The sequence below is a fragment of the Methanimicrococcus stummii genome (assembly GCF_032594435.1).
Taxonomy (GTDB): domain Archaea; phylum Halobacteriota; class Methanosarcinia; order Methanosarcinales; family Methanosarcinaceae; genus Methanimicrococcus; species Methanimicrococcus stummii.
In genome coordinates this window covers 652964-677889 of the sequence record NZ_CP131062.1, presented here as the reverse complement: position 1 = coordinate 677889, position 24926 = coordinate 652964, and the positions used below count along the sequence as shown (strand labels likewise).

Annotated in this window: 23 protein-coding genes and 2 tRNA genes; 6 read left to right on the top strand and 19 right to left on the bottom strand. The window is 39.0% G+C overall.

From position 1 onward, the window contains the following. Nucleotides 1-37 precede the first annotated feature (37 nt). Both MmiEs2_RS03325 and MmiEs2_RS03320 read left to right on the top strand, forming a co-directional pair. The gene (locus MmiEs2_RS03325; RefSeq protein WP_316560014.1) at nt 38-1051 is read left to right on the top strand and encodes a shikimate kinase; all 1014 of its coding nucleotides are present in this window, start codon (nt 38-40) and stop codon (nt 1049-1051) included. 316 nt (nt 1052-1367) lie between these two features. Beyond that, nucleotides 1368-1658, top strand: coding sequence for a chorismate mutase (locus MmiEs2_RS03320; RefSeq protein ID WP_316560013.1), 291 nt, complete (start codon nt 1368-1370; stop codon nt 1656-1658). Nucleotides 1659-1671: 13 nt separating this feature from the next. On the opposite strand, the gene MmiEs2_RS03315 is transcribed toward MmiEs2_RS03320, so the two are convergent. From MmiEs2_RS03315 to MmiEs2_RS03305, 3 genes are all read right to left on the bottom strand, one after another. Next, nucleotides 1672-2538 (bottom strand): 4Fe-4S dicluster domain-containing protein, encoded by an 867-nt coding sequence (locus MmiEs2_RS03315; protein WP_316560012.1) that lies wholly within the window; start codon nt 2536-2538, stop codon nt 1672-1674. Nucleotides 2539-2607: 69 nt separating this feature from the next. Beyond that, complete coding sequence (locus MmiEs2_RS03310; protein ID WP_316560011.1) at nt 2608-3000, bottom strand: 5-(carboxyamino)imidazole ribonucleotide mutase; 393 nt, start codon at nt 2998-3000, stop codon at nt 2608-2610. A 203-nt stretch (nt 3001-3203) separates the two neighbouring features. Then, a complete protein-coding gene (locus MmiEs2_RS03305) occupies nt 3204-3707 on the bottom strand; it encodes a TrpY family transcription regulator (protein ID WP_316560010.1) in 504 nt (167 codons plus the stop codon). A 134-nt stretch (nt 3708-3841) separates the two neighbouring features. Here MmiEs2_RS03305 and MmiEs2_RS03300 point away from each other — a divergent pair, with 134 nt between their 5' ends. Further along, entirely contained in the window at nt 3842-4663 is an 822-nt protein-coding gene (locus MmiEs2_RS03300; protein WP_316560009.1) for a YkgJ family cysteine cluster protein, read from the top strand. A gap of 12 nt (nt 4664-4675) precedes the next feature. On the opposite strand, the gene MmiEs2_RS03295 is transcribed toward MmiEs2_RS03300, so the two are convergent. The 4 genes from MmiEs2_RS03295 to MmiEs2_RS03280 form a co-directional block, all read right to left on the bottom strand. After that, entirely contained in the window at nt 4676-4843 is a 168-nt protein-coding gene (locus MmiEs2_RS03295) for a hypothetical protein (protein ID WP_316560008.1), read from the bottom strand. Nucleotides 4844-4962: 119 nt separating this feature from the next. Then, a complete protein-coding gene (locus MmiEs2_RS03290; RefSeq protein ID WP_316560007.1) occupies nt 4963-5802 on the bottom strand; it encodes a M48 family metallopeptidase in 840 nt (279 codons plus the stop codon). Nucleotides 5803-5813: 11 nt separating this feature from the next. Continuing rightward, nucleotides 5814-6116: a phosphoribosyl-ATP diphosphatase gene (locus tag MmiEs2_RS03285; protein WP_316560006.1), complete on the bottom strand. Its 303-nt coding sequence runs from the start codon at nt 6114-6116 to the stop codon at nt 5814-5816. A gap of 74 nt (nt 6117-6190) precedes the next feature. After that, complete coding sequence (locus MmiEs2_RS03280) at nt 6191-7453, bottom strand: 3-isopropylmalate dehydratase large subunit (protein ID WP_316560226.1); 1263 nt, start codon at nt 7451-7453, stop codon at nt 6191-6193. Nucleotides 7454-7902: 449 nt separating this feature from the next. Here MmiEs2_RS03280 and MmiEs2_RS03275 point away from each other — a divergent pair, with 449 nt between their 5' ends. Further along, nucleotides 7903-9381, top strand: coding sequence for a cobyric acid synthase (locus tag MmiEs2_RS03275; RefSeq protein WP_316560005.1), 1479 nt, complete (start codon nt 7903-7905; stop codon nt 9379-9381). Between the two features lie 342 nt (nt 9382-9723). Further along, on the top strand, nt 9724-10512 hold the full coding sequence (locus tag MmiEs2_RS03270) for a helix-turn-helix transcriptional regulator (RefSeq protein WP_316560004.1): 789 nt from the start codon (nt 9724-9726) through the stop codon (nt 10510-10512). Between the two features lie 188 nt (nt 10513-10700). On the opposite strand, the gene MmiEs2_RS03265 is transcribed toward MmiEs2_RS03270, so the two are convergent. The 6 genes from MmiEs2_RS03265 to MmiEs2_RS03240 all read right to left on the bottom strand — a co-directional run bounded on the left by MmiEs2_RS03265 (nt 10701) and on the right by MmiEs2_RS03240 (nt 14314). Beyond that, entirely contained in the window at nt 10701-10865 is a 165-nt protein-coding gene (locus tag MmiEs2_RS03265; RefSeq protein ID WP_316560003.1) for a hypothetical protein, read from the bottom strand. 168 nt (nt 10866-11033) lie between these two features. Then, nucleotides 11034-11618: a hypothetical protein gene (locus MmiEs2_RS03260; RefSeq protein WP_316560002.1), complete on the bottom strand. Its 585-nt coding sequence runs from the start codon at nt 11616-11618 to the stop codon at nt 11034-11036. A 146-nt stretch (nt 11619-11764) separates the two neighbouring features. Next, a complete protein-coding gene (thiI, locus tag MmiEs2_RS03255) occupies nt 11765-13021 on the bottom strand; it encodes a tRNA uracil 4-sulfurtransferase ThiI (protein WP_316560001.1) in 1257 nt (418 codons plus the stop codon). Nucleotides 13022-13091: 70 nt separating this feature from the next. After that, a tRNA-Gln gene (locus tag MmiEs2_RS03250) sits at nt 13092-13164 on the bottom strand. A 245-nt stretch (nt 13165-13409) separates the two neighbouring features. Continuing rightward, nucleotides 13410-13814, bottom strand: coding sequence for a hypothetical protein (locus tag MmiEs2_RS03245; protein ID WP_316560000.1), 405 nt, complete (start codon nt 13812-13814; stop codon nt 13410-13412). Nucleotides 13815-14002: 188 nt separating this feature from the next. Next, a complete protein-coding gene (locus tag MmiEs2_RS03240) occupies nt 14003-14314 on the bottom strand; it encodes a DUF2551 domain-containing protein (RefSeq protein WP_316559999.1) in 312 nt (103 codons plus the stop codon). A gap of 1260 nt (nt 14315-15574) precedes the next feature. Here MmiEs2_RS03240 and MmiEs2_RS03235 point away from each other — a divergent pair. Then, on the top strand, nt 15575-17173 hold the full coding sequence (locus MmiEs2_RS03235; RefSeq protein ID WP_316559998.1) for a phosphate--AMP phosphotransferase: 1599 nt from the start codon (nt 15575-15577) through the stop codon (nt 17171-17173). 113 nt (nt 17174-17286) lie between these two features. On the opposite strand, the gene MmiEs2_RS03230 is transcribed toward MmiEs2_RS03235, so the two are convergent. From MmiEs2_RS03230 to MmiEs2_RS03205, 6 genes are all read right to left on the bottom strand, one after another. Further along, nucleotides 17287-18162: an AraC family transcriptional regulator gene (locus MmiEs2_RS03230; RefSeq protein WP_316559997.1), complete on the bottom strand. Its 876-nt coding sequence runs from the start codon at nt 18160-18162 to the stop codon at nt 17287-17289. 142 nt (nt 18163-18304) lie between these two features. Then, entirely contained in the window at nt 18305-20956 is a 2652-nt protein-coding gene (locus MmiEs2_RS03225; protein ID WP_316559996.1) for a hypothetical protein, read from the bottom strand. A 346-nt stretch (nt 20957-21302) separates the two neighbouring features. Beyond that, a complete protein-coding gene (locus MmiEs2_RS03220; RefSeq protein ID WP_316559995.1) occupies nt 21303-21866 on the bottom strand; it encodes a beta-class carbonic anhydrase in 564 nt (187 codons plus the stop codon). 30 nt (nt 21867-21896) lie between these two features. Then, nucleotides 21897-21981, bottom strand: a tRNA-Leu gene (locus tag MmiEs2_RS03215). 91 nt (nt 21982-22072) lie between these two features. After that, nucleotides 22073-23278: a 12,18-didecarboxysiroheme deacetylase gene (gene ahbC / locus MmiEs2_RS03210; protein ID WP_316559994.1), complete on the bottom strand. Its 1206-nt coding sequence runs from the start codon at nt 23276-23278 to the stop codon at nt 22073-22075. Nucleotides 23279-23658: 380 nt separating this feature from the next. Further along, entirely contained in the window at nt 23659-24534 is an 876-nt protein-coding gene (locus tag MmiEs2_RS03205) for a CBS domain-containing protein (protein ID WP_316559993.1), read from the bottom strand. Nucleotides 24535-24926 lie beyond the last annotated feature (392 nt).

Below are 24926 nucleotides of genomic sequence, written 5' to 3'. Positions count from 1 at the left end.
TTTACGTTTATTAAACTCGAAATAACGGAAATTAAAAATGACAACAATTCAAAAAGGATACGGATGCGCTTTTGGCGGCGGAACGATTATTAACGCCGTTGCGTCTTGGAAAGGATGCGCTTACGCAACACAGCTGAAAACGTACGCGGAAGTTTGTTTAACGGATACAAAATCCGTAAAACCCGCATCATCAGATTGTTTTGTCCGCGGCTCAATTTCCGGAAATCCCGACGCTGACACGCGTTTAATTGAGCTTTGCGTTCAATCCGTTTTGGAACAATTTGATTGTTCTAAAGAAGCGCTTGTTTTGACAAAAAGCGAAATTCCGATTGCCGGCGGTTTAAAAAGCAGCAGCGCGGCGGCAAATGCTTCCGTTATTGCGGCGCTTGACGCAATCGGTGAAGATTTGTCGCCGGAAGAAATTATCAAGCTCGGCGTTTGCGCGGCAAAGGAAGCCGGCGTAACAATTACGGGCGCTTACGACGATGCATGCGCGTCTTTTTACGGCGGCGTTGCGGCAACAAATAACAAAACAATGGAATTGCTTCAAAGAAATGAATTTCATTATGATGTTTTAATTTTAAATCCCGGACAATCTTTCAGTGCCGAAACTGATGTCTCGCGCTCGGTTTTAATGAAAGATTTGGTTGACATCGCGTTTGAAATCGCGCTTTCGGGAGATTATAAAACCGCGATGAAGCTCAATGGTTTGATTTATTGCGGCGCGCTCGGTTTTGATCCCGAACCCGCCGTTTCGTGTATGGCAATCGGTGAGAAATTCGGCGTTGCCGCCGGATTGTCAGGAACCGGGCCGTCGTTTACGGCGCTTCTTCCGGTTGCCGAATCTTTGCCGGAAACTCAGCGAAAAGAGTTGGCGGTTGTTGTTTCAAAAATTAAAGAAAACTGGGCGGCTCAATTTCCGAACGGAAAAATTTACGAAACGAAAACGTGCAATTCAAATGCGCTTGAAGAAAGCCGCCGCTTTTCAGAATTTATGAAAACAAACCGCTTGGATTTGAAAAATACGGAAATTTCCGATTTGAAATTTTAATTTATTTTAACGAATCGTTTTTATTTTACCTTTGATTTCATGAGGCTGTCTGCTTGCCGCCGATGCTGTCAGGTTTGTGTTGCTGCTTGCAGCCGCAACATCCGCGCAGCGCCGCCGCGCGCGAACGCATCAATTTTTCAAAAATAAATACAAACGGAATCGGGTTCAATCCGATTATTTTTAAAATTCAAGCTCGGGTTTTATCAATATTGAATTTTCATTTCCAAATTTTAAAAGATGAAAGTTTATATGAAATGGATTTTTAAATTAAAGAGATCAAAAATCTTTTGATTTTATTTAAGACGGAGGAGATATTATGCCGACAGGGATGTTAGAAACAACGCGCGAAAAAATCAGATTAATCGACCGCGAAATTATTGAATTAATTGAGGTCAGAACAAATTTAGCCGGTGAAATTCTCTCCTCCAAAAAAGAAATGGGAAAGCCGATTATTGATGAAGATCAAATTCAAAGCGTTTTAGACCGCGCTTCCGGCTTAGCGGTTGAAAAAGGATTAGATGTTCATTCCGTTCATCAAATTTTTGAAATTTTGATTCAAATGAGCATCGACAAACAAAACGAATACAGCGGTAAATCAAAATATTGATTACCTTTTCCTTTCATTTTTTTGTTCCGTAATCCCGAATATGATTCCAGGCGCGAATCAACCGTTCTTTTTTCTCGCCGCCGATTTCGGATTCGTTGTATATGCTGATGTTTCGGCGATCAAACAAAATACGATCTTTTCCGACGGGGCAAACTTTTATACAAACGCCGCAGCGTGACGTTCCTTTTTTGCCGAGCTCATCCAAATAAGCGGCGCATCGGCTTTTATCAGTTTTAACGACCGGATACGTGTTTTTTGAATCCCCGCCGATTGCCTGAATCGGACAAAACTTGGAACATGCCATACAATCAATACACAAGCCGTTTTTTTCAAATTTCTTTTTTTGAGCAATCGATTTCTTTTGTTTCTTTTTCGAAACTCCGAGCTCGCTTTGCGTCGCCGCCGTTAAAATCGTTGCGAATCTGACTCTCGGGCCGTATTTTTTTGTCAAAAAGACATTATTTCGACCAAACGCGCCGAGTCCGGCATGATAAGCCGCATGCCGATGAGAAAACGCCGCCATCGGCTTTTCAATCAAAACAGACATTTCCGAATAACCGCCGCGCGCAGTCGGCATCGAAGCAAAACCCAGGCGGTTCAAAAATGAAGAAAGCGTTATAATTTCGTTTTCCAAAACGACATTTAAATTATTTTGGTGTTCATTATAATAAACGGAAGGTGTCGTTTCTAAAATCGGCAAAACAACCGGAACTCCGATAACAATTACCGTTTTTGCCTCCGGAAAGATGTTTGTCGGATAAAAATCAGGCGCTGTCGGATATTTTGTTTCTTTTTCCCAGGCAGAAACATCTGCAAAGCCGAAAATCGGCAGAATGCTTTGCTTTTTCTTTTGAGAAAGCAGGTCATAAAAACTTTTCATAATGCAATCCACCTTAATTTTATTATTTTGCCGCTAAAAAACGGGTTTTATTTTTGATAATTTTATTTTTTAATCATTTAATAAATCCAAAATACGAATCGCCAAGTGCGCGCCGTTTGCGCCGTTATCGACACCGACAGCCGCAACCGGAACGCCGGGCGGCATTTGCGTTACGGACAAAAGCGCGTCAAGCCCGCCAAGCTTCGCACTGACGGGAACGCCAATCACCGGTTTTTTGGTTTTAGAAGCGACAACGCCCGGCAAAGCCGCGGAAAGGCCGGCAATTGTGATAAAAACAAGCGCATCCGAATTTTTAATGTATTCGTCCAAATCATCGGGGTTTCTGTGCGCGGAAATAACAACAACTTCGTAAGTGTAATCTGTTTTTTCAAGAACTGCGACAGCCCTGTCTGAAATTGATCGGTCCGATTCGGAACCCATGATAATTGAAATTTGAACCATTTATTTGCCACCTGTATTATAAATCGTATTTAAAAGCCGTATTTTTAAAAAAATAAAATTTTAGGATCATTCAAAATAATTTTTAAATTTTGGAAACTAAATTTGTTTAAAATTAAATAAAACTTTAGTAGGCTTAACAAGAGCTTCTCTTAATTAAAACATAACGGTTTCATGCTTATTTTTTTTGAATTTGTCATTTCAAATTAATGAATCGTGACGCCTTTGACACCTTTAACGGCTCTGATTTTATCAACCAGGCTGCCCGGAATTTTTTTATCCGTAATAATTGTCAGCCTCGGCGCGTCATTTAAAAAAGGATCATCGGAAACCGTTTGCCGAATGCTGTAACCGGCCTCTGAAATCACGCTCGTAACGCCTGAAATAATGCCGATTTCAGCGCCGTCCTCCGGAATAATAATTACAACGCCTAAATTCAAATGCGGCGCAACTTCCGCTAAAAACGGAATAGATCGAACGTGTTTAAAAAAATCAAAAAGCGTTTCGTCTTCGATAATATGTTTGGCGGTTGCGTCCACAACACGGCGATCAACGCCGATTTCTTTTGCAATTTGGACATGGGGAATTTCAATGTTTCCCGATACGACTTTTCCGGCGCCGCTGACCTGAAATCCGCGTTCCAAAAGAAGTTTGACAACCTTCTCCTGCGCCGGATATTTTTCAAATTTCTGATGAATCGGTTCCCACATATTTTTATTCCTAATTTTAAGCAATTTTTTATTTTTGTTCATTGAAACAATGTACATTTATATCTATTTTTGTTCGATTTTAAACGTTTGTTTTAAGCAAAAGCCTTATACTTCTTTTTTAAGTTTAAATTCTGATGTCAAAACCCGATTCTAACCAATTGCCGGCTTTATTTCTTTCAACCGTTTCAAAGGAATATGCTCCCAAAGACGTTTCGACATCTCTGCGCGTTGAAAATGAGTCCGAAAAAATAAGACAAATGCTTCTCGGCAAACAGAAATCCATGCAAAAAACAATCGGTACCGCCGGATTTTCATGTTTGATGTGCGGCAAATGCTGCGAAAGAGCGGAAGATGACAATTCCGTTTACATTTTGCCGGCGGAAATTGAAAAAATTGAATCAAAAGGCTTTTCTCGATCCGATTTCATTTTGCCGCTTCTGCCGGATTTTTATAATGACAGCAATGATATTTCATCCTCGTTTCAATATTCGACTTTCACGGAAACGCTTCGCGCTTTATCGGAACAGATTGATGAACACGGCCGTATTCATACATTCGGCTGGATGCTTCAGCGAAAAGAAGACGGCAGCTGCATTTTTCTATCAGAATCGAAAAAATGCCTGATTTATGACATTCGTCCGGCATTGTGTCACACATATCCGTTTTTTGCGGATGAAAACGGTGTTTCCAAATGCGAATGTGAAGGATTGGAGTCCGTCAGCCGAACGGAACCGGATTTGACAAACGAATTAACAAAAGCGCTTCAAAATCGTGTCGTTGCCGATCAGGCGGATTATATTCAAACTTCCGCCGGAATTAAAGAATATTATGAGCAATTTACATTTAACAGCGAATGCGGAATTGCGATTTTTGAAGAAAATTTAAAGAAAAATGTTGTTTCTTTTGTTGTTTATGACGGGACAGGCGTTTACGCCGCCGAAATTCAATTGAAATAAAAAAATGAGATTTTAATTTTTTTGTTTACTGCTGTTGTTTTTCTGTTTGCTGTCACTATCTTCCTGATGCATTTGTATCTGCTTCTTTTGAGTACAGCCGTTCGCTTCGCGAACGGGGGGACTGCCTGTCACTGCCGCGGCAGGCAGCTGCCGGCCGCGCGCGTCTGCACCAACTTTCAAAAATTTAAGAAAAACCAACCCTTAATTTTTAATTCAAAAAATGAAAATTAATTCAAATTCATTAAAATGATATAAATTAAACAAAATCGAATAAAATCTAATTTTCATTCAATTTTTTATCATTTCATTCCTAAAATCCAACCGTTTTCTTTAAGCTCCTGCCGTTTTTCTTTGTATTTCTGATCAATTGCACCGACTAAATTCCAAAAATCTTTGGAGTGGTCTTTATGGCGAATGTGGCACAATTCGTGAACAATGACATAATCAATGATCGGCGTGTTTGCTTGAATTAAAATCCAATTTAATTTTATTTCGTTTTGATAAGTGCAGCAGCCCCATTTGCTTTTATAAGACGCGGCTTTGACGGATTTTGGTTTTTCCCCGAGTATGTCCAAATATTTTTCAGCGAAATAATCGACGCGGGACGCGAAAAAAACGTCAGCCTGCTCAATATAAAACAATTCAATTGCCTTTTTGATTCTTTTTTCTTTTTCCAAATCCGGCAAATCAATCATTTTTTGCGGCAAATAAACTTGAAGCTGACCGTCCAATAAATGAACCCGAATCTTTTTTTCATTATTATCATAAAACAGTTTCAGCGAATAAGTGCGCCCCATGTAATGAAAAATGCTGCCGTTTTCGTAAGTCTGTTTTGATTTTTGAAGCGCAGCTTCTTCCTTTTTGGAAGCTTTTTCGAGTAATTCCAAAATATTTTTCTCGTTTTCAAAAAGGACGGACTGAATTTCTTTAACAGAAAGAGAAGCCGGCGCGCGAACAAATAAAATCGGTTTTTTATGATTGTCGCCAATATTATCAATTTCAGATTCATAACGAACCGTATAACTGATCGTTTTTTTTCGTTTTTTAGAATAAATAATCACAGCATTCAGCTGAACGGAACCTGCCGAAATGGTTGTCTGTTCCGTTTTTTCCCCGGCGGCAGGTCGAACAGGCGGCATAGCTGTAAAAATTATTTAAAACGGCGCGCAAGCTCCGCCGAAATGTCGTCAGGCGTGACACCGCATTCAAAAAGCATAACCAACAAGTGGAAAAGCAAATCCGAAGTTTCATAGATGATTTCTTCTTTGTTCCCGTCTTTGACGGCGATAATCGTCTCAGTCGTTTCTTCGCCGACCTTTTCCAGTATTTTATTGATGCCTTTTGGATCGTTTAACAAAGCGCAGACGTATGAGCCTTCCGGCTGTTCGCGGCTGCGTTCTTCAATAATTTTGTAAATCGCGTTTAAAATGGATAAATCAACAATTTCCGACAATTTTATTTCTCCTGTTTTTGATAAATTGAATTTGAATTTTAATTTAAAACTTTTAAATTTTAAAGATTTTGAGATTAAATCTCTCTCGGATCCGTAATTTCGCCCGTGATTGCGGATGCGCCGGCCGTTGCCGGTGAACTCAAATAAACAAATGATTTGGGGCTGCCTTGGCGGCCGAGGAAGTTTCTGTTTGATGTGGAAAGACCGACTTCGCCGTCTCCCAAACGACCGAATGAGCCGCCCATACACGGGCCGCAGCACGGTGATTCAACAATCGCGCCCTTTTCCATTAATGTTTCAACATAACCGGCGCGATAAACTTTCATATATTCGGTTCGGGAAGCCGGAACAACAATTAAACGAACGCCTTTTGCAATCGGATCGTTGCCCATCACTTCCATCATGATTTGAATGTCTTCGAAACGGCCGTTTGTGCACGAACCGACGAAAATCTGATCGATGTGTGTTCCCTCAACTTCCGTTACAGGTTTTACATTATCGACATTGTGCGGACAGGCGACTTGCGGTTCAAGCTCTGAAATGTCGTAGCCGCGAACTTCTTTGAAGTGAGCGCCACTGTCGGATTTCCAGTTTGAATCCAATTTGAAATCGGGAATACGTTCTTTGAGATACGCTTCCGTTGTTTTGTCAGGCTCAATTAAACCTGCTTTGCCGCCCATTTCAATGGCCATGTTTGACATCGTCATTCTTTCGGAAATGGAAAGATTCTGAACGGTTTCGCCGGCAAATTCGGCGGCCATGTAACGCGCGCCTTCAACACCGACATCGCCGATTAAATGAAGAATCAAATCTTTGGAATAAACGTGTTTCGGAAGCTTTCCTTCAACATTAAAACGAATCGTTTCCGGAACTTTAAACCACAATTTTCCGGTCGCCAAAACCGCCGCCATGTCGGTTGAGCCGAGTCCGGTTGAAAACGCACCGAGTGAGCCGTAAGCGCAAGTATGGGAGTCTGAGCCGACAATCAAATCGCCGGGCAAAACATGACCTTTTTCGGGCAAAACCTGGTGGCAGACACCTTCATAAATGTCATAATTCAAAATGTTCTGCTCTTGCGCAAATTTTCTCAAATAAATGTGATTCTGCGCTGCATTAACAGAATCGGCAGGTGATTGGTGGTCGAAAATGATGACAATTTTTTCAGGATCCCAAACTTTCTTTTCTTCTTTTCCCGCCATAATTTCATAAAAACCTTTCACGGCGAGAGGTCCCGTAATATCGTGCGTCATCGCGCGATCAATACCTGCGACAACAAATTCGCCGGCTGAAACAGGTTTTCCGGCAGCTTTTGAAAAGATTTTTTCTGCGAGCGTCATCGGTTTATTTCCCATAATATATCACCTGAAACTTGAAATTAAATGTTATTTTTTGTTTTTGTTTTGCTTTTTCCGTTTTTTGTTTTTAATTATTACTTTTATTATTATCGGGTTCTACTTTTCTTTTCTTTAAATAGTTTATTAAATTAATTCAAATTCGATTCATTTTTATCATATATTTAAAAAATGAATGAAATTCATATAAATACTAAATCCGATTTATGCATATCAATTATTTTTCATTCTCATATTTATACATTATAATTTTATTTTTAATCTTTCTGAACACTGCTTGCGATTCATGTTTTTAAACGCAGTTGTATTTTGACAGCTATAACAAGTTTAATTTACTTCGCAGATGAACCAAATCTTTTATAAACCATGTTTTTGTAAAGAAATAAGAAGTTGTATTTTTATAAAGCTTAGTTGATTTACGGGAAATGGAAATTATGGATACGAAACGTTTGCTTATTCTCGGAACTTCTTCAGATGCCGGAAAAAGTTCCATCGTCACTGCTGTTTGTAAAATAATGTCTCGGGATTACAAAACCGCGCCGTTTAAAGCGCAAAACATGAGCTTAAATTCATGGGTTAACCCCGACGGCAAAGAAATCAGCTACGCGCAAGTCATTCAAGCATGGGCCGCAGGCGCCGATCCGATTCCCGAAATGAATCCCGTTGTTTTAAAACCCAAAGGCGACAGCTTTTCTCAAGTCATTGTTTTAGGCGAACACTACGCCGACCGCAGCGCCGGCAACTATTATGAGTCCATTGACGAAATGTCTGCGATTCTCGACGGCGCGCTTTCAAAATTAGATGAAAAATATGACGTGGTTGTTATGGAAGGCGCCGGCGGCGCCGCTGAAATTAATCTTTATGACCGCGACATTGTCAATGTCGGAACAGCCCGCATTACGAACGCGCCGATTATTATTGTCGGCGACATTGAGCGCGGCGGCGTTTTTGCAAGCCTTTACGGCACTTACATGCTTTTGCCGGAAGATATTCAAAAGAACATCAAAGGCTTTATCATTAACAAATTCCGCGGTGATCCCGAAATTTTAAGACCCGGATTAAAACAGCTTGAAGAAATGACAGGCGTTCCTGTTCTCGGAATTATGCCGTATTTCCGTTTAAGAATCCCCTCGGAAGATTCGATGTCTTTCCGTGAAAAAGAAGGCGCGGGAACAGTTCCGGATGAGAAGAAAAACAGCAACAATTCCGTTGAAATCGCCGTGATTCAATTCCCGAAAATTTCGCATTTCAACGATTATGAAATTTTGGAATCGCAGGCGCGCGTTAAATATATTGATATTTATGATTCACTCGGCGCGCCCGACTTGATTATTTTGCCGGGCTCGGGAACACCTTTAAAAGATTTGGAAGCGCTTCGCGAAAGCGGTATGGCCGACCAAATTTTAAGCAAAGCCGGAAGTGTTCCAATTATCGGAATCGGCGAAGGATATCAAATGCTCGGCGCAAAATTAACCGGTCCGGACGGCAAAATCATTGACGGTTTGGGTTTATTGGATATTGAAACCGTTTATGAAAAAGAAGAAGGCTACAGCGAAAAACCGGTTCGCGTTTCTTCAAAAGCCAAAGGCTGTACACCGTATTTAAAAGCCATTTGGGGCGAAACCGTTGACGGATTTAACGTTTACAGCGGCAAAGTGACAACAAAGTCACCGGTTTTTGAAAATGACGGCGCTTGCAGCGCAGACGGCCTGGTTCTCGGAACGTCAATGCACGGCTTTTTTGACAACAAAAACCTTCGCGTCGCTTTATTAAAATATTTGGCCGAGAAAAAAGGTGTTCCGTACGTCGAAGAAGACGGTTTTACGATACAGGACGGCTTTGAAGAATTAGCTCAAGTGTTTGAGAAGAATGTTGATGTTGAAGCGATTTACAAAATCATGGGGTTAAAATAAAGGTGTAATGCCTTTATTTTTGTTTTCATTTTGCTTTTTATTTTGTTTTTTACTTTTCATTTTTATTTTGTTTTCATTTTTGGTTTTTGATTTTATGTTTTTCAAATTTTGCTGTTTATTTTGGTTTTGATTTTTATTTTAGCTTTGTCATTTTATAAAAAATATAATTTATTGCACTTCATACGTTTTTTTATAATATAATTTATTATGGAATTACGAAACCTTTATATTGAAAAAGATTTACTGTATGCTTATCGTATAATTTTTATGTAAATCAAACAATTTTAATTATCTTTATCAATTATTGTTTGAATTGTGTATACAAGACACGGGTGACACGAAATGAAAGGAAAAGGACTTTTAAGCCTGATTACATATTCTGAAAAAAGAAAGGATTTGCTTTTTTTAATTGATGAAAAACCGCGTACGCTTTTTGAAATCAAAGAGTTTTTTAACGTTAAAACGCCGGAAATTTACCCGCGTATCAAAGAGTTGCTTGAAGCGGATTTGATTCAAAAGACAAACAACGAATATTATTTAACGCCGATCGGCAAAGTCATTTTGAAATACTACACGCCGCTCGTTGAAATTTTAAACGTTTTTGAAGAAACCAGCGACTTCTGGACCGACCACGACACAAACGCGATTCCGCACCACCTTTTGGAACGCTTCAACGAACTTGAAAACAGCATTTTGTTCCAGGATCCGTCCAAAAACGTTTTCGAGCAGAACAAAATCATTGTCGAAAAATTGGATTCCGCTCAGAAAATTTCCGGCATCGTTTCCGTTTTCATGCCGTCCAGTCTTGAAATGTTCCAAGAAATGACCGCAAACAAAACGCCGGCCAGAATCATCATGACGCAAGACGTTTTTGATAAATTCAGATTGGATTACAAAGATGTTCTTTTACAGTTCCTTTCCTTAAAAGACAATGAACTTTATTTAATGGACAGCGTCAACTTGTTTATCATTACAACCGAAGGCTTCCTTTACTTCTCTTTATTCTACAAGAACGGCCTTTACGACGCCCAGAAATATCTTGTTGCAACCGACAGCCGCTCCTTAAACTGGGGTAACGACTGCTTCAAATATTTCGTCGAACACGCCAAAAGAATTGAAAAATTAGAATAATTAAATCGGCAAATTGCCGATTTTTCCTTTCTTTTTTAATTTAACTGTTTTTGATATATTTTTTTCATTTATTCCGTTTTTAATTAATTTTTGAAATTTAGCCGTTTTCGGATATTTTTAAATATTTAACTAAATAGGATTTATCAATGAATAATTAATCAAAATTGATATATCTGTTTTTTTGAAATTTATGAATAATCGGATTCGGTTTGTTTGAAATTTGTGAAAGTTGGTGCAGACGCGCGCGCAGGGAACGGCAGGCGGCAGGCGGCAGGCGGCAGGCGGCAGGCGGCAGGCGACAGCGGCAGCCTCCCGTTCGCGAAGCGAACGGCTGCACTTAGAAGAAGATACAAACGACTTAGAAAATATAGCCGGCAGCAATACAAACAGCAAGGTAGCAACAGCAAACATAAACAATAAGATACCAACCGGTGAATAATAAAAATGGCACCAGCAAACAAAAAATAATAAAAAATGAGATTAAAAATGAGATGAAAATTAAAATAAAATTGAAAATAAAATCAGTCGATACATTTCACTTTATTAAAACCAAGGAAAAATGTTCCTTTCTCATTCGATTTTTCAAAATGATAAACTTCGCGAATATATTCATCGCTCGGCGTCGACGGTGATCCTAAAACCGCGTCTTCGACTTCAAGCTCGCCTAAATCACAAGGTTTCGGCGGCAGCACAACAATCGGTTTTCCGGTTTTGCCGACCGTGTTTGCTTTGTTCATAATGAACGTGCCGATTACCATGTAATCAGGATGCTCTTCATATTTGCAAATTTCTTCGGCAGAACAATCAAAGCCGATCATCTCGCCGTCTTGCATCATAATGACATTCGGCGGCTCCGGCCAAATATAATCTTTGTTTGTCGTAAAGCATAAGATATGTTCTCTTTTGAAAACTTCGGCAATTCCCTGATTATCGCCTTCGCCCATGCCCATTAAAACATTTCCTTTCGCATCCTCTTCAAGCTGTTCAATGCTTTTTTTGTCTTCATCTGTTAAAACAAATACGTCTTCAACGCCTTTGACCTGAAGCATATATTCTTTAACAGCCTCGACGAGTTCATCTTGAGTACTGCAATCACACATTGACATCTGATTCCTCCGTATCAAATTCAAAAATTGTATGTTCTAATATCGTTTTACTGGTATTTAAAAAATCTTCTTCAACAATAATTAAAACAATGATAAATAAGTAAAAATAAAAAACAAAAATAAACAAAATCCGAATAATAAAAAACTTAAATCTTCATTTCAATAATTTCGGCATTCTCAACCGTTTTTTGAACCATTTCGTCAATGTCGAACACAAACTTTTCCTCTTCGGAAACGGCCGCCGTCAAAATCGCTTTAACCTCAGGCTTTTCGGGAACTGCCAAACACTCTTTTCCGCCGTCGGAGCGAATCGAAATATCAAAAGTGCCGATTCTTTGCGCAATATCCACGATTTCCTGTTTATCAAACGCAAGCAGCGGATGATAAAGCGGCAAACTTAAACCGTAAGTTTCGGAAAGCATGTTTTCCGCCGTCTGCGACGCCACCTGGCCGAGTGATGATCCTGTAATAATGCCGCTTGCTTTTTCTTTATCCATGACGGCACCGGCAACTCTGAACATGAAACGTTTGCACATCAGGCAAATGTTTTTCGTTCCCGTCGTCTGCATCATTTTATCCATATATTCGCCGTTTTTAATGCGATAAATTTTTTGGCGGCGTCCGGGGGTCCATGAAAATAAAACTTTGGCGTTTTCAATCGCTTTTTCAGAAACGATTGACCCGGCGTATTGTTCGTTATCAAAGAAAACCGGAATAATTTCAATACCGCGTTTCATCATCAGCCAAGCCCCAACCGGTGAATCGATGCCGCCGGAAAGCAAAACAACCATTTTTCCTTGCGTTCCGGTCGGAAAGCCGCCTGGCCCTTTAATTGTTTCAAAATAAACGTAAGAATTGGTTTGACGCACTTCGACGAAAATTTCTTTATCCGGATTCGTTAAATCAACGGCAGGCGTTTTTCCGGAAGCTGCCAGCTTTTCCCAAATCGCATCGCCGCATTGCCTTGCGATTTCATTGGACGTAAACGAATGGTTTCCGGCGCGGCGTGCGCGAACAGCAAACGTTTCGCCGTCGGCAATCATCTTTTCACCGGTGTTTGCGCAAAATGCTGTAATTTCGGCCGGATCGGAAGAACACAAATAAGCCGAAGACACGCTGACGACACCGAAAACAAGCGCCGTTATTTTTGCGGCGGCCGGGTCTGAAGAATGAATGAAAATGCGGCCGAAATCGCGCTGAATTTTTGAAAAAGAAACATTATGATACTCAAGCATTTGCTGAATATTGTTTTTTAAAATTTGTTCATAACGGTCGCGAACGCCTTTGCTTTTTAAAGACAACTCACCGTAGCGGACAATTACAATTGTTTTTTCGGGCTGCCCGGATTCGAAATTTTCAGAATCCGATTCAACAGTCAATGAGTCAGCCGGCGGAATTGACATAATCTTTCTCTACGCGTCGTTTATTGATAAATGTAATTAACGAATATAATACAAAAAAACAGAAATAAAGTAGCCCGGCACGGATTCGAACCGAGGTTACAGGATCCAGAGTCCCGTATGATTGACCACTACACTACCGGGCTTCGTTGTTTTCAGAATTAAACAGACCCTACTATTGTAAAATCCTATAAATAGTTTTCCGCCTGATTGTTGTTTTGAAATAAATTTTGATGAAAGTTGAAAATAAAAAATAATTAATTAAAAATAATTAAAACGACAGAGTTTAATCGAATTTAATTAATACAAATTTTTTAAATCAATTATGATTAATTAAAAGATAATCTGATAAAAATATAAAAAATTAAAAGAAATAACGGATTCAATCTTCTTAATCCATTGATTCTTCACTGTTTTCCAAAATCGCTGTCCACCACCAGCGTGCCATGTCCATTAAATCTTTTGAAAATTGACCTGAAAGGTGATATTTTTTATTTTTGACACTGATTAAACCGGCGCCCGTCAATTTATTTCTCATTGAATAAAATGAGGCGCGGCTGACTTCCAAATATTCAATAATCATTTGCCATTCATCCGTTCGAAGCGGATTTCCTTCCTTTTGCCGGGATTCGACCAAATTTAAAAATTTTTGACCCCGAATGGCGGTTGCATCTTCCTGAAACAAGCGCCGCATTAAACTGTAATACGGATCGCGCGAGCTGCTGATTCTCGCGCTTGATTCGGATCGAATAACAATGGTTGTTGCCGTTTTTGGCGCATTTTTAACAATGGACATAACAGCTTATTAGCGTCCTTTGTTTTTATTTCTTTTTGATGTTTTAATTATAATCATAAAAATCGCAAAAGCGAATGAAAATGAATGGAAAATAGATGAAAAACGAAATGAGATCACATCACGTAACTGAAATAAAAAGATAAGAGTTTGTATTAAAAGCGCGCCGAATCAAAAGTGGCGTTTATTTTTCAGATCGCGCTGACATTTTTCAAACAATTATTTATCAAAGAGACATATTCATCTTTGACCGTGTAAACCGTTGGCGTTTTATAAGATTCCTTGTGGGATTTTAAAATGCCGACTTTGGATTGAATATATCCGATCATGGAAGCAACTTCGTTACGTGTGACCTGATATTCTTCAGACAGTAAGTCGTGGATTTGACCGACCGTGAATTCTTTGACTTTAACGAAAAGGCCTAAGAATTTTTTCCGGTAACCCGTGACATCTGCCGCAATGAATTGTTCAAGGCGTGACATAATGCTTTCTTTCAAAGACATAACAGATACCTCTGAAAATGTTAAAATATAAAACAATTTGAATTGAAAGTTAAGAAATCAGAAAAATTACAGACATTTAAGGTTTTTATCTGCAAAATTTCTATAATAAACTTCAATAGACTGCATCATATAAAAACTTATCACAAAAAAAGAATCGGTTCAATGATATTTCAAAAAGTTCAAAATTTTGATTTGTTCAAAAAATCAAATTAACTTCGAAAAAATGTTTCGAAGATTTTTACGATTAATGACAACTTTAAAATAAGTCAATTTTTAATAAATCAAAAATTTCAAAAACCGGAATTGCAATTTTTCAAAAAAACTAAAAAATTGGAAATATTTTATTTTGCTCAAATTTCTAATATTTTTAACAATGTCAAACAAATCAATTTACGAATTATTATAATTTTTAAAAGATAGTTCGAAATTATTAAAATATTCGACTATATTTATACAAATGAATTTGCATTCAAACATATAGGCTCAATATTCAAAAAAAGGCGTTAAAAATATAGGCAAATTTTCGAAAATTTGATCATTTTTTTGAGAAAAATTTCAAAAAAAAATTAGAAATAATCCGGTTTTTTAAAAATTTTAGTTTTAAAAATTCAGATTCTAATGACTGTATGAACGGACATTTTCTCATAAGAAAATTCTTCAAAAAACAGGTCTTTTCTAAACTCAGCCGTTCCAATGACTCTATGAATATACAAGATCTGAACGATTTAATGGGTATTTACTGCAAAAAAGATTATTTGAAATAATTTTGACAAAAATCAGATGTATATTCTTAAAGTCTTTGGAATTATTCGAATTTATTGAAACTCAAAAAAAATCGGAAAAATAAAATTGAAAAAAATTGAATCAAATTTTTAAAATTTTGAAAATTGAGAAAAAAGTCCGAAATTTGAGCTAAAAGTGTATTTTGGAAAAACTATGTTTTCAGGTAGTTTTTCAAAACGAATAATCTGTACGAAATATTTCAAAAAATGTGTTTAAATTAATAAATCTTAGAGAATATACTTTTAACTAAATTTATGAATTTATTTAGAAAGATTGAAATTTATTTTTGAAAATAAAAATTTTAAAAAATTAATTTTTCTTTAATCACGTCAAAAAATGAAATTTTGAAAATATTTTTGAATTATTTTATTAAAGGTTTTAAAAATTTAAAAAAATTGAAAGACTTGAAAATAATAATTTAAAAACAAAATTATATATTTAATTCGTGACTATTATTCTATAAAAACAGGTGATGAAATGATTTCAGAAATAAAGCCGGATTTTTCGGAAAACACGGATTTTTCAGAGCTGATGAAAGAATACAGCGAAGAGCTCGGCATTTTACAAAGAGAAGCAAAAGAGCTTGAAATTCCGCTGATTATCGTTTTTGAAGGGTGGTATGACATTTTCATCGGAGAAGTCATTAACCGCCAGCTTTTGCCGCTCGATTCACGCGGTTTTGATTTTCATTTCACAAACGCGCCGACATCTGAAGAAAATAAAATTCCTTTCATTTTCAGATTCGCGCGCAAAGTTCCGCCGAAAGGAAAAATCGCAATTTTCGATCGCAGTTGGTATATGCGCGGTTTAATCGAACACCTGCTTAACGATTCCGAAAAATTCGGATGTTCCAATTTAACACTCAAAACAAATCTGGAAACCGTTTTAACAAAACCGGCAAACAAAGAAGTTATTCATACAGCTCAATTCGATCATTTGATGAAAACAATCAATGATTTTGAAAAAACGCTTTATGACAACGGAACCCGATTCATCAAAATTTATTTGGGCGCGCGCAAAGAAAAACGCGCCGAAAGTCAAAAAGTTTGGAAAAAAATCATTCCTTATGATATTGATAAAAGATCGACGGAAAAAATTTATAAAAAAGACATCACCGTCATTAAAGAAGTTCTCGAGCAAACCAATACCGATTACGCGCCCTGGAATTTGTATTTTATCAATCAAGATATTGACGAAGCAGCAGCCGGCACAATGAAAATCATTATCGATCAAATGAAAAGCATTATTTTTGAAGCAAAATCAAAACAAATGCCTGATGCCGGTGTAAACTCAACGAACACAAAAACAACCGCTCACGAGATTATTCCCGGGCCGCTTGATTCCGTTGATTTGTCCAAAACCTGCGCGAAAAAAGAATACAAAAAGAAATTGAAAGAATATCAAAAAAAGCTTGCCTTTTCCCATTATTCTTTATACCTGAATAAAAAGCCGATGGTTTTGGTTTTTGAAGGCTGGGACGCTGCCGGCAAAGGCAGCAGCATCAAGCGCATCGTTCAGGCAATGAATCCGCGCTACTATCGCGTTATTCCAATCGGAACGCCGACAGATGTTGATAAAAAATATCATTATTTGTGGCGATTTTTAGACGGCGTTCCCCCCTGCGGCAAAACATCTATTTATGATCGAAGCTGGTACGGCCGCGTCATGGTCGAGCGCATCGAAAAATTATGCACGGAAGAAGAATGGAACCGCGCTTATGAAGAAATGAATCATTTCGAAAAAGCGATGACTGAAGACGGCATTATTGTGATAAAATTCTGGATGCACATCAGCAAAGAAAAACAATACGAACGCTTCGTCGCCCGTTCTTTAAATCCGCTGAAGCAATGGAAATTAACCGACGAAGACTGGCGCAATCGCGAAAAATGGGATAAATATTACAGCGCCGTCAATGAAATGATTGAAAAAACGAACACAGAAGATGCGCCGTGGGTCATTGTTGAAGCCAATGACAAACATTATGCTCGAATTAAAGTATTGAAAACAATTGTTGAAAGAATTGAAAAAGAATTAGGCAGCAAAATGGAAGAAATCGATATTCCTTCCGGCGATTAATTCTTTTTTCATCTTTCAATTTATTTTTTAATAATTAAAGCCCAAGTCCGTTTTTCATTTATTTTTTTAATGTGCAGCTCGCGCGCGGCAGCGTTGCCGAAAAGATTTATGAATTAATTTTTCAAGACCGGAATCCAAATTTCACTTTTGTAATCTTCTTTTATCATATCCGGTCCTTCATTCCATAAAATTTCCGGTCCGTCACATAATTCATATCCCGATTCTGGCAGCCATTCTGAATAAATTCTTGCCCAGGTTTCTTGAAGTGCGTCCGGAAATTTGCCGCAAACTGAAAAAACAGCCCATGTGTACGGCAAAATATCAAGTTTGTCAAATTGATTAACTTGATCCGGCAATTTTGACACGGCAACGCCGATGTATTGATCCAATTCGCTTCCTTCTAAAATCCGATCTTCAAAATTTGCAGAAACGTTTATAATTCCGACCGGTTCCGAATCACATAAACTTTTTAATTTGGAAACAATTTCAGGCGTCAGTTTTTCATAAACAGATTTCACTTGCGTATTGATGCCGTTAAACTGAAGTGTTATTCGTTTTCTGAAACCGATAATATGAAACGCTTCTTTTTGAACAATTTTGTAATTCATTTTAGTTCCTCCTTTCATTTGAATTTGAAATGTAATCGGTGTAAATATTTTGACGGTTGCTTCAGCATTCCGCGCTTTTGACGGTGGCAGACCGTGAAATGATTGGAATGCTTTTGTAAAAGCGTCAACTGATTCATAACCTAATTGTGATGATAAATCCGAAACTTTAACATCGGAATCTCTTAAAATTTCGGCGGCGCAGCTTAATTTTCTTAAACGGACATATTCGCCCGGCGGCATTCCTGCCAGAAATGAAAAAATGCGGCGGAAGTGATATTCGGAACAGCCGGCAATTTCAGCCGCTTTTGAAAAATCAATCTTAGTCAACAAACCGCTTTCAATATATTCCATTGCTTGATTCATCTGTTTGAAAGAATCCATATTTTCACCGAATCCAAACAGAAACCGAAACAATAAAAAGGTTCGCCCGTCATTTATATTGCACCTATTGACGGATTATTTTTTTAATTATTAAAAAAAGAAAAGCCGAAAATTAAATTTCGGCTTTTTGTTTTTATTTAAGTTATTCTTCATTTCTGTAAACGAAAAGGAAAACCGCAATCGCCATCACAAACAGAAGAATGACTGTCGGCGGCGCGATGCCTTCAATATCCGGTTTCTCGCCTTCAGGCGTAATCGGCTCTTCAAATCCGGAATTGCCCGAAACCGAACTGCTCTCTTCCGTCATGGTTACGCCGCCGGTTCCTGATCCGCCGGGATTCGGCGTCGGATTTCCGCCGCCTGAAAATTCAAAAACGGCATGAATGGTGTTGCTGCCGGAAGCCAATTCACAGTAATCAACGTCTGTTATTCCGCCAACAACTGTTTTTGTAAATGTGCTGCCGTCGCCCGCCGTCAAAGTAACAGATTTCAAAGACCAATTGTCAGCCGCCTCTGCAACAATTTCAATTGCCGGATCGCCGGAATTTAAAGTGATTGTCGTGTCTGTCGGATAATCTTTGAAATAAAATTCGCCGCTGCCTTCATATGAAATTGTCAAATCCAGCGGCTCCGTTTTCACTTTTTTAAGAAGGACGATACCATAACTTGAAGCGCTGCCGGTAACCGGAATTTCAAAAGACAAAACGTCGGCGTCTCGGATCGGACGGACAAGTTCGGTATCCTGAATATTTAAACCGCTATCCAATGCCGCGATAACAACAGCATATTCATTGACATTGATGTCTTCATTCATATTCGAAAGGCTTGTTGTCATGCCGACGGTTCCGCTTGTCTTGGTTGATGCCGCCCACAAACTGCTGTTCGCGTTGACATAGCCGCTGAGATCTGCCGAAACAGATGCGTCGGCAACAATATCGGTTTCCAAACTCGGTTTTAAAGTACCGAGCCACAAATCACGATTTTTGTCGCTGTCAAAGTAAACGGCTTGTTTAAAACCGATAATGTTTGACGTGTTTGATTTGTTTGTTTGAGAAACACCGACCAGCTTGTCACCAATTACCGCATTTTCTCCGATAAACACATAGTGGCCGGAATCTTTTGATGACGGCGCATTATTCGACGCGAAAATTGCAATATCATGGCCGTAGTGAATATTACTGTTGGAACCGATACCCGTCGCTTTATTGTTTTGAATTGTACCGCCGTTGAAAATAAAGCTTGATCCGTTGTTTGCGCGCTCTCGTCCGGAAATCCAAACACCGCCGCCGACAACCGCCTCGTTGTTTTCAATCGTGCCGCCGTTCATGATAAACTGTCCGTCTTTACAAACAGCAACACCACCGCCGCCGTAAACTACACCTGTGACGAGATTCGGAATAACAATACCTTCTTTGCTGGCTGTATATGTGCCGGTCGCTTTGTTTCCTGAAATCAGGCCGCCTTCCATAATGAATTTGGATTCATCATTCACAAAAACACCACCACCGCTGGCTTTAAACGCGGTTGTAACTTTATTTTCGATGATTTTTCCGGAACCATATAAAGTCGCGGTGCTGCTGCCGATTAAATAAACGCCGCCGCTGCTGTCATTTGTACAAGTGTTGTTTGAAATTTCACCGTAAATATCAATAACACAGTTCGTTCGCAAATAAATGGCACCCGCAAAACAATTTGTATTATTTGAAACCTTACTGCCCTCATACATTGTAATTTGAGCTTTCGGATATCCTCGAATTGCAGAACCGTCATTTGTTTTGGCATTAAAATTACATCCGTCAACAACACCGTAAAAATCCAATGTTGAACCGACGGATGCGGCAGTGATGTTCAAAGCGCTCTGTGATTTCGTTAATCCGGAAATTGTTCCCGTGAAATTCAGATAGCCGCCGTTGTGTACTTGAATGCCATCCATCACGTCATCAATGTCTGAAATTGTCCCGGTGAAATGAATTTCTCCTTTATTTAAAGCTGTGATAACTTTTGTAACATGAATGTCCGGGCCGGAAACTTCACCGTTAAACTGAATATTGAATTCTCCGCCACTGCCGGCATGGTTTGTTGCATTGATAATATTTTTCGCTGTGATTTCGGTCAATGTCGCGTTAAATGTCAAATCAGCATTGTTATACATCAAAATCAAATCTTGACTGAAACTTGAATCGGTTTTAATGATGCTGTTTTCTTCAACAATACACTTCGCGCCGTTCGTGATGTGAATCGCGGAAAGTCCGCCGGGATTGACAATCTGAGCGCCTTCGCCCAACACGATTGTTGTTTGTTCGGCGTAAGCGGATAAGACAGAATCGTAAATGCGCTGATTCCAGTCACTCGGATATTTACTTGCGCCGCCCGGCTCCATAATTGTCATGACGGCACGATCCGGATTGTTTGCGTCATCGAGAGTGATGTTTTTCAGCGTCACACTTGAAGACAATTCCGGTCTGCTCGGATCAGATATGGCAACTTCCAGCATACCCGGATTAAAAGTGCTTCTGACATTGTCCTGCGCCGGATTGAAATTCGCGCCGCGCGTGATTGTAATTGACGAATCAGCGCCTTGAATAATTAGATGTTTGTCAGAAATGTAAGCGCGTTTTGTCATTGTCAAATTTTCCATGACAATAATCGTATCTCCCGATGCCGCACCCTGCACAGCATCTTCGAGCGTATCATAATCTTGGCCTGAGCCGACACTCAGTTCGGCAGCCGCTCCGATGGGCAAACACAACAAAATTAAAATGAAGATGAATGCCGCAAAAATGATAGGTTTCATTTTTCTCCCCAGTTGTTTTTCGTTTTTGTTTTTCGTTTTTTTCGTTTTTATTAAATATATCGAATATAATCAGTTACATTAACAGTATAAATATATTAGTTGATGATATTACAGTAGTTCAATAATATAAAAAATTCGATGGATATTTAAATCTATCTGATAATATCATTTATCATTACATTTTCGTTATAAAAGTCATGACAAACAAGATTTTACAAAAAAGGAAACAGCAGCAAACTTTAAGAGCAAAAACCAAAATCAAAATTAACAGAAATTGAAAAATGAAAAATGAAAAAGAAAAAAATGAAAAAGAAAAAATGAAAAATGAAAAAGAAAAAACGAAGAATTATTCCTCTTCGTTTTCAATAATATCTAATTTTCCGGTATGCGGGTCAATTAAAAATCCGTAAACATGAACATCTTTTGGTATCAGCGGATGATTTTTAATTAAGGCTGTTGTTTCAGAAACCGACACAACCGGATTTTCAAAACCGCTCAGCCATTTGTGAATATCAATATTGTCAGACTTTATGCTTTCGATTTCGTCTTGCGTAATTCCGCGCTCTCCCATTTTTTGAATCAGCTGAGACGCTTCAAGTCCTTTCATACCGCAGCCGTAATGTCCGATGACCATAATTTCCCGAACGCCGAGTTCGTAAATCGCAACCAGCAAGCTTCTCATGACACTGCCGTACGGGTGTGTTACCATGGCGCCGGCATTCGTAATAATTTTAATGTCGCCGTTTTTAAAGTTCAATGCCGCCGGCAAGAGTTCTGTCAGCCGCGTGTCCATGCATGAAAGAACGGCGATTCTTTTATTCGGGAAACGTGTTGTATCGAATGATTCATACTGTTTGTCGGCAACGAATTTTTCATTGTGGCTGAGTATTTCATCAATAATGTAAGACATATTTCACTCCAAGTTACAATTGTTTTTAAGTGCAGGGGACGGGATTCGAACCCGCGGATCTCTACAGAACAGGGTCCTAAGCCCTGCGCCTTTGACCAAGCTCGGCAACCCCTGCAAGCGATTCCGTAAATGAAAAACAGAACAAAAGGGTCAAAAAACAATATTTAAACAATAATAATATCAATAAATGAAAAGAAAAATCCGAATTACTCGGATTTTTTCGTAATTTCTTCTTCCGTGAAATAGCAAGCGGGGTCGTCGCCCCAAACGTTGCCGGTCACAGCTTCGGCGCGGACGCGGAAGTTGCCGTTACAGACGTCCAGCCATTGGCAGCGCGCGCATTTGGGCGCGTTTGCGCGAAGCAAATCTTTGCGGTCTTTGAGGCCTGCCATTAACGGGTCGCTTGTGTCGGTCCAGATTTCGGAAAACTTTCTTTCGCGAACGTTTCCAAACGTGTAGTGGCGCCAAAACTGATCGGGGTGAACGTCGCCGTTCCAGGAAACGCAGCCGATTCCGATGCCGGTTGAGTTGCCTTGGTTCATTTCCAAAAGCTCATAAACGTCGGCGGCGCGTTCGGGATTTTCTTTTAAAAGGCGCATGTAAATGTAAGGTGCATCGCAATGATTATCAACGGTTAAAACTTCGGCCGGAAATCCTTTGGCGTGAAGCTCGGCGGTTTTGTCCATGATTAAATCGACAACCGCGCGCGTTTCTTCGTGCGTTAAGTCTTCTTCAATCATTTTGCTGCCGCGACCGGCGTAAACCAAATGATAGAAACAAATGCGCGGAATTTTTTCGCGTTCGAGGAAATCGAAAATCGCGGGAATTTCGCCGGCATTGTGTTTGTTAATCGTAAAGCGAAGGCCGACTTTAATACCTTCTTCCTGACAATTTCTGAGACCGACGATCGCTTCTTCAAAAGCGCCGTCGTGGCATCTGAAAAGGTCGTTGACTTCGGGCATGCCGTCTAAGGAAATGCCGACATAAGACAAGCCGACTTCTTTGAGCTGGCGCGCCTTTTCTTTTGTAATCAGCGTGCCGTTTGTTGAAATCACAGCGCGCATGCCTTTATCTTTCGCATATTGCGCGAGTTCGACTAAGTCTTCGCGAAGCAACGGCTCGCCGCCCGAAAATAAAATAACGGGTGACCCGAATTCCGCTAAATCGTCAATAAGTGCTTTCCCCTCTTCCGTTGTCAGTTCCGTTTTATCTTCAACACTCGGATCGACCGCCTGAGCATAGCAGTGGACGCATCCTAAGTTGCATCTTTTTGTCATATTCCATACGACAACAGGTTTTTTGTCTTTAGAAAACTGAAGCAGATGTGACGGTAACTTTTTTGAATCACGGTTATATCGAAGCGCGTCAGACGGCTCGACAGTTCCGCAATATAATTTAGAAATACCAATCATAGCCCTATCTTATACAATAATCATTAAAAACCTTTCTCAGAAAAAGATTGTTTACGCCGTTGACAATTTGTAAAATCAAAATTTGTTCGCCGCACTCACAAATATTCAATCAAATCAAAATTAAAATCAATTAAAACAAAATTAAAATTGAAATCAAATTAAAAACAAAATCAAATTAAAAACAAAAAATTGAAATTAAAAAATAATCGAAATAAGTTAAAGTAAACAAAGTTAATCAAAAACGAAGAATCAAAAACTAATTAATACAAAACAATTAATTTTTAAAAAATGAATTTTTGATTAAAAAACGTAAAATAACAAATATATCAAAAATAAAAATGCGGTTTTAAATAAATCATTTAAAACCGTAAATTCAAAAATCAGTAAACTGCGAGCTCGTTCATGACATCCGTCTTGGACAAAATGCCTTTCGGAATGCCGTCAACAGTTACAACAAGTTGGCCGATGTTGTATTTGTGGAACAGGCGAACGACGTCGTAAAGCTGCATTTCGCCGTCGACCGTTATGAGTTCTTTGGTCATCACGTCTTTTGCTTTGACATCTAATTTGTTCATTGCGACTGCTTTTGTCACATCGGTTGTTGTAATGACGCCGACAATTTTGCTGTTGTCTTCAACGGCTGCGCCGTGTAAGTTTTTGGCGATAAAATGGCGGGAAACTTCCTGAAGGTCCATGTCGCTTTTAACAGCAAGCGTGAGCGGTTTCATATAGAATTTGACATTCTTTTTCGGAAGGGAAACCATTTCCGTGATGTTGATTAAAATGAGGTTGTTGCTGTCATCGCGGCCGTAAACTTCACCGCGAACGGTGAGGCGGTTAACGGGGGTCGGTCCGACTTGAATTGTGTCGCCGGCATTGAAATCTTTGATGGTGCCGATGATTTTGACAACGCCTTTGCATTTTTCGGGATTGCGGACGGTTGTGAATGAAATTTCGGCGGTCGTTGTGTTGCTGACAGCCGTTCCGTTGCGGTAAACAGGAACAATCATTTCTTCGTCCATGACTTCGATGTCAAGCGCTTGATATGCTTCGCCGGTCGGGCGGTAACCGCCTTTGGGTCCGGGAACGCCTTCCACAAGGCCGAGCGCTTTTAAAAGCTGCATTTGGTTTCGAATCGTGCCGGGATTTCGGTGAATCAAATCCGCAATTTCTTCGCCTTTGACGGCAGATTCTTTTTGACGCTGCAAGTTAACTAAAGCCGTTAAAATATCTTTTTGAATCGCTGTTAAATCCATGGTATCACTTTGCTGATCCGCGCAAATAAATCAATTTTGATTGACGCGGGTCTTTTGAATGAGGTGATTAATTAATACATAATCAAATATGTAAATTACAATTAGGACATTTATCTATATAAATCCATTTTAAATGGTTTACAAATGACAAATAAATTTACACAACAGCAACCGACATTTTTATTCAAAATAAAAAATTATATCGTTTTTTCAAAAAATTAATTTTTCCCGTGTTTGTTATTTTTATTTAACATTTTTAATGAAAATTGATATGTCGTTTAAAGAATAAATTCGACTTGAAATTATTACACAAAATGATTTTTTTTGAAAAATTATACCATAATTTTTCGGCAATTTTTCAAAACTGAAATTGATTTTTCAAAAAATAATCA

Excerpts from the sequence above, each read along its gene's own strand:
- MmiEs2_RS03320 (WP_316560013.1), top strand. The coding sequence starts at position 1,368 with ATGCCGACAGGGATGTTAGAAACAACGCGCGAAAAAATCAGATTAATC.
- MmiEs2_RS03305 (WP_316560010.1), bottom strand. The coding sequence starts at position 3,707 with ATGTGGGAACCGATTCATCAGAAATTTGAAAAATATCCGGCGCAGGAG.
- MmiEs2_RS03325 (WP_316560014.1), top strand. The coding sequence starts at position 38 with ATGACAACAATTCAAAAAGGATACGGATGCGCTTTTGGCGGCGGAACG.
- MmiEs2_RS03245 (WP_316560000.1), bottom strand. The coding sequence starts at position 13,814 with ATGTCCATTGTTAAAAATGCGCCAAAAACGGCAACAACCATTGTTATT.
- ahbC (WP_316559994.1), bottom strand. The coding sequence starts at position 23,278 with ATGATTGGTATTTCTAAATTATATTGCGGAACTGTCGAGCCGTCTGAC.
- MmiEs2_RS03260 (WP_316560002.1), bottom strand. The coding sequence starts at position 11,618 with ATGTCAATGTGTGATTGCAGTACTCAAGATGAACTCGTCGAGGCTGTT.
- MmiEs2_RS03290 (WP_316560007.1), bottom strand. The coding sequence starts at position 5,802 with ATGCCGCCTGTTCGACCTGCCGCCGGGGAAAAAACGGAACAGACAACC.
- MmiEs2_RS03220 (WP_316559995.1), bottom strand. The coding sequence starts at position 21,866 with ATGTCTTACATTATTGATGAAATACTCAGCCACAATGAAAAATTCGTT.
- MmiEs2_RS03315 (WP_316560012.1), bottom strand. The coding sequence starts at position 2,538 with ATGAAAAGTTTTTATGACCTGCTTTCTCAAAAGAAAAAGCAAAGCATT.
- MmiEs2_RS03240 (WP_316559999.1), bottom strand. The coding sequence starts at position 14,314 with ATGTCTTTGAAAGAAAGCATTATGTCACGCCTTGAACAATTCATTGCG.
- MmiEs2_RS03275 (WP_316560005.1), top strand. The coding sequence starts at position 7,903 with ATGGATACGAAACGTTTGCTTATTCTCGGAACTTCTTCAGATGCCGGA.
- MmiEs2_RS03205 (WP_316559993.1), bottom strand. The coding sequence starts at position 24,534 with ATGGATTTAACAGCGATTCAAAAAGATATTTTAACGGCTTTAGTTAAC.
- MmiEs2_RS03270 (WP_316560004.1), top strand. The coding sequence starts at position 9,724 with ATGAAAGGAAAAGGACTTTTAAGCCTGATTACATATTCTGAAAAAAGA.
- MmiEs2_RS03310 (WP_316560011.1), bottom strand. The coding sequence starts at position 3,000 with ATGGTTCAAATTTCAATTATCATGGGTTCCGAATCGGACCGATCAATT.
- MmiEs2_RS03230 (WP_316559997.1), bottom strand. The coding sequence starts at position 18,162 with ATGGATTCTTTCAAACAGATGAATCAAGCAATGGAATATATTGAAAGC.
- thiI (WP_316560001.1), bottom strand. The coding sequence starts at position 13,021 with ATGTCAATTCCGCCGGCTGACTCATTGACTGTTGAATCGGATTCTGAA.
- MmiEs2_RS03225 (WP_316559996.1), bottom strand. The coding sequence starts at position 20,956 with ATGAAACCTATCATTTTTGCGGCATTCATCTTCATTTTAATTTTGTTG.
- MmiEs2_RS03235 (WP_316559998.1), top strand. The coding sequence starts at position 15,575 with ATGATTTCAGAAATAAAGCCGGATTTTTCGGAAAACACGGATTTTTCA.
- MmiEs2_RS03300 (WP_316560009.1), top strand. The coding sequence starts at position 3,842 with ATGTCAAAACCCGATTCTAACCAATTGCCGGCTTTATTTCTTTCAACC.
- MmiEs2_RS03280 (WP_316560226.1), bottom strand. The coding sequence starts at position 7,453 with ATGACGCTCGCAGAAAAAATCTTTTCAAAAGCTGCCGGAAAACCTGTT.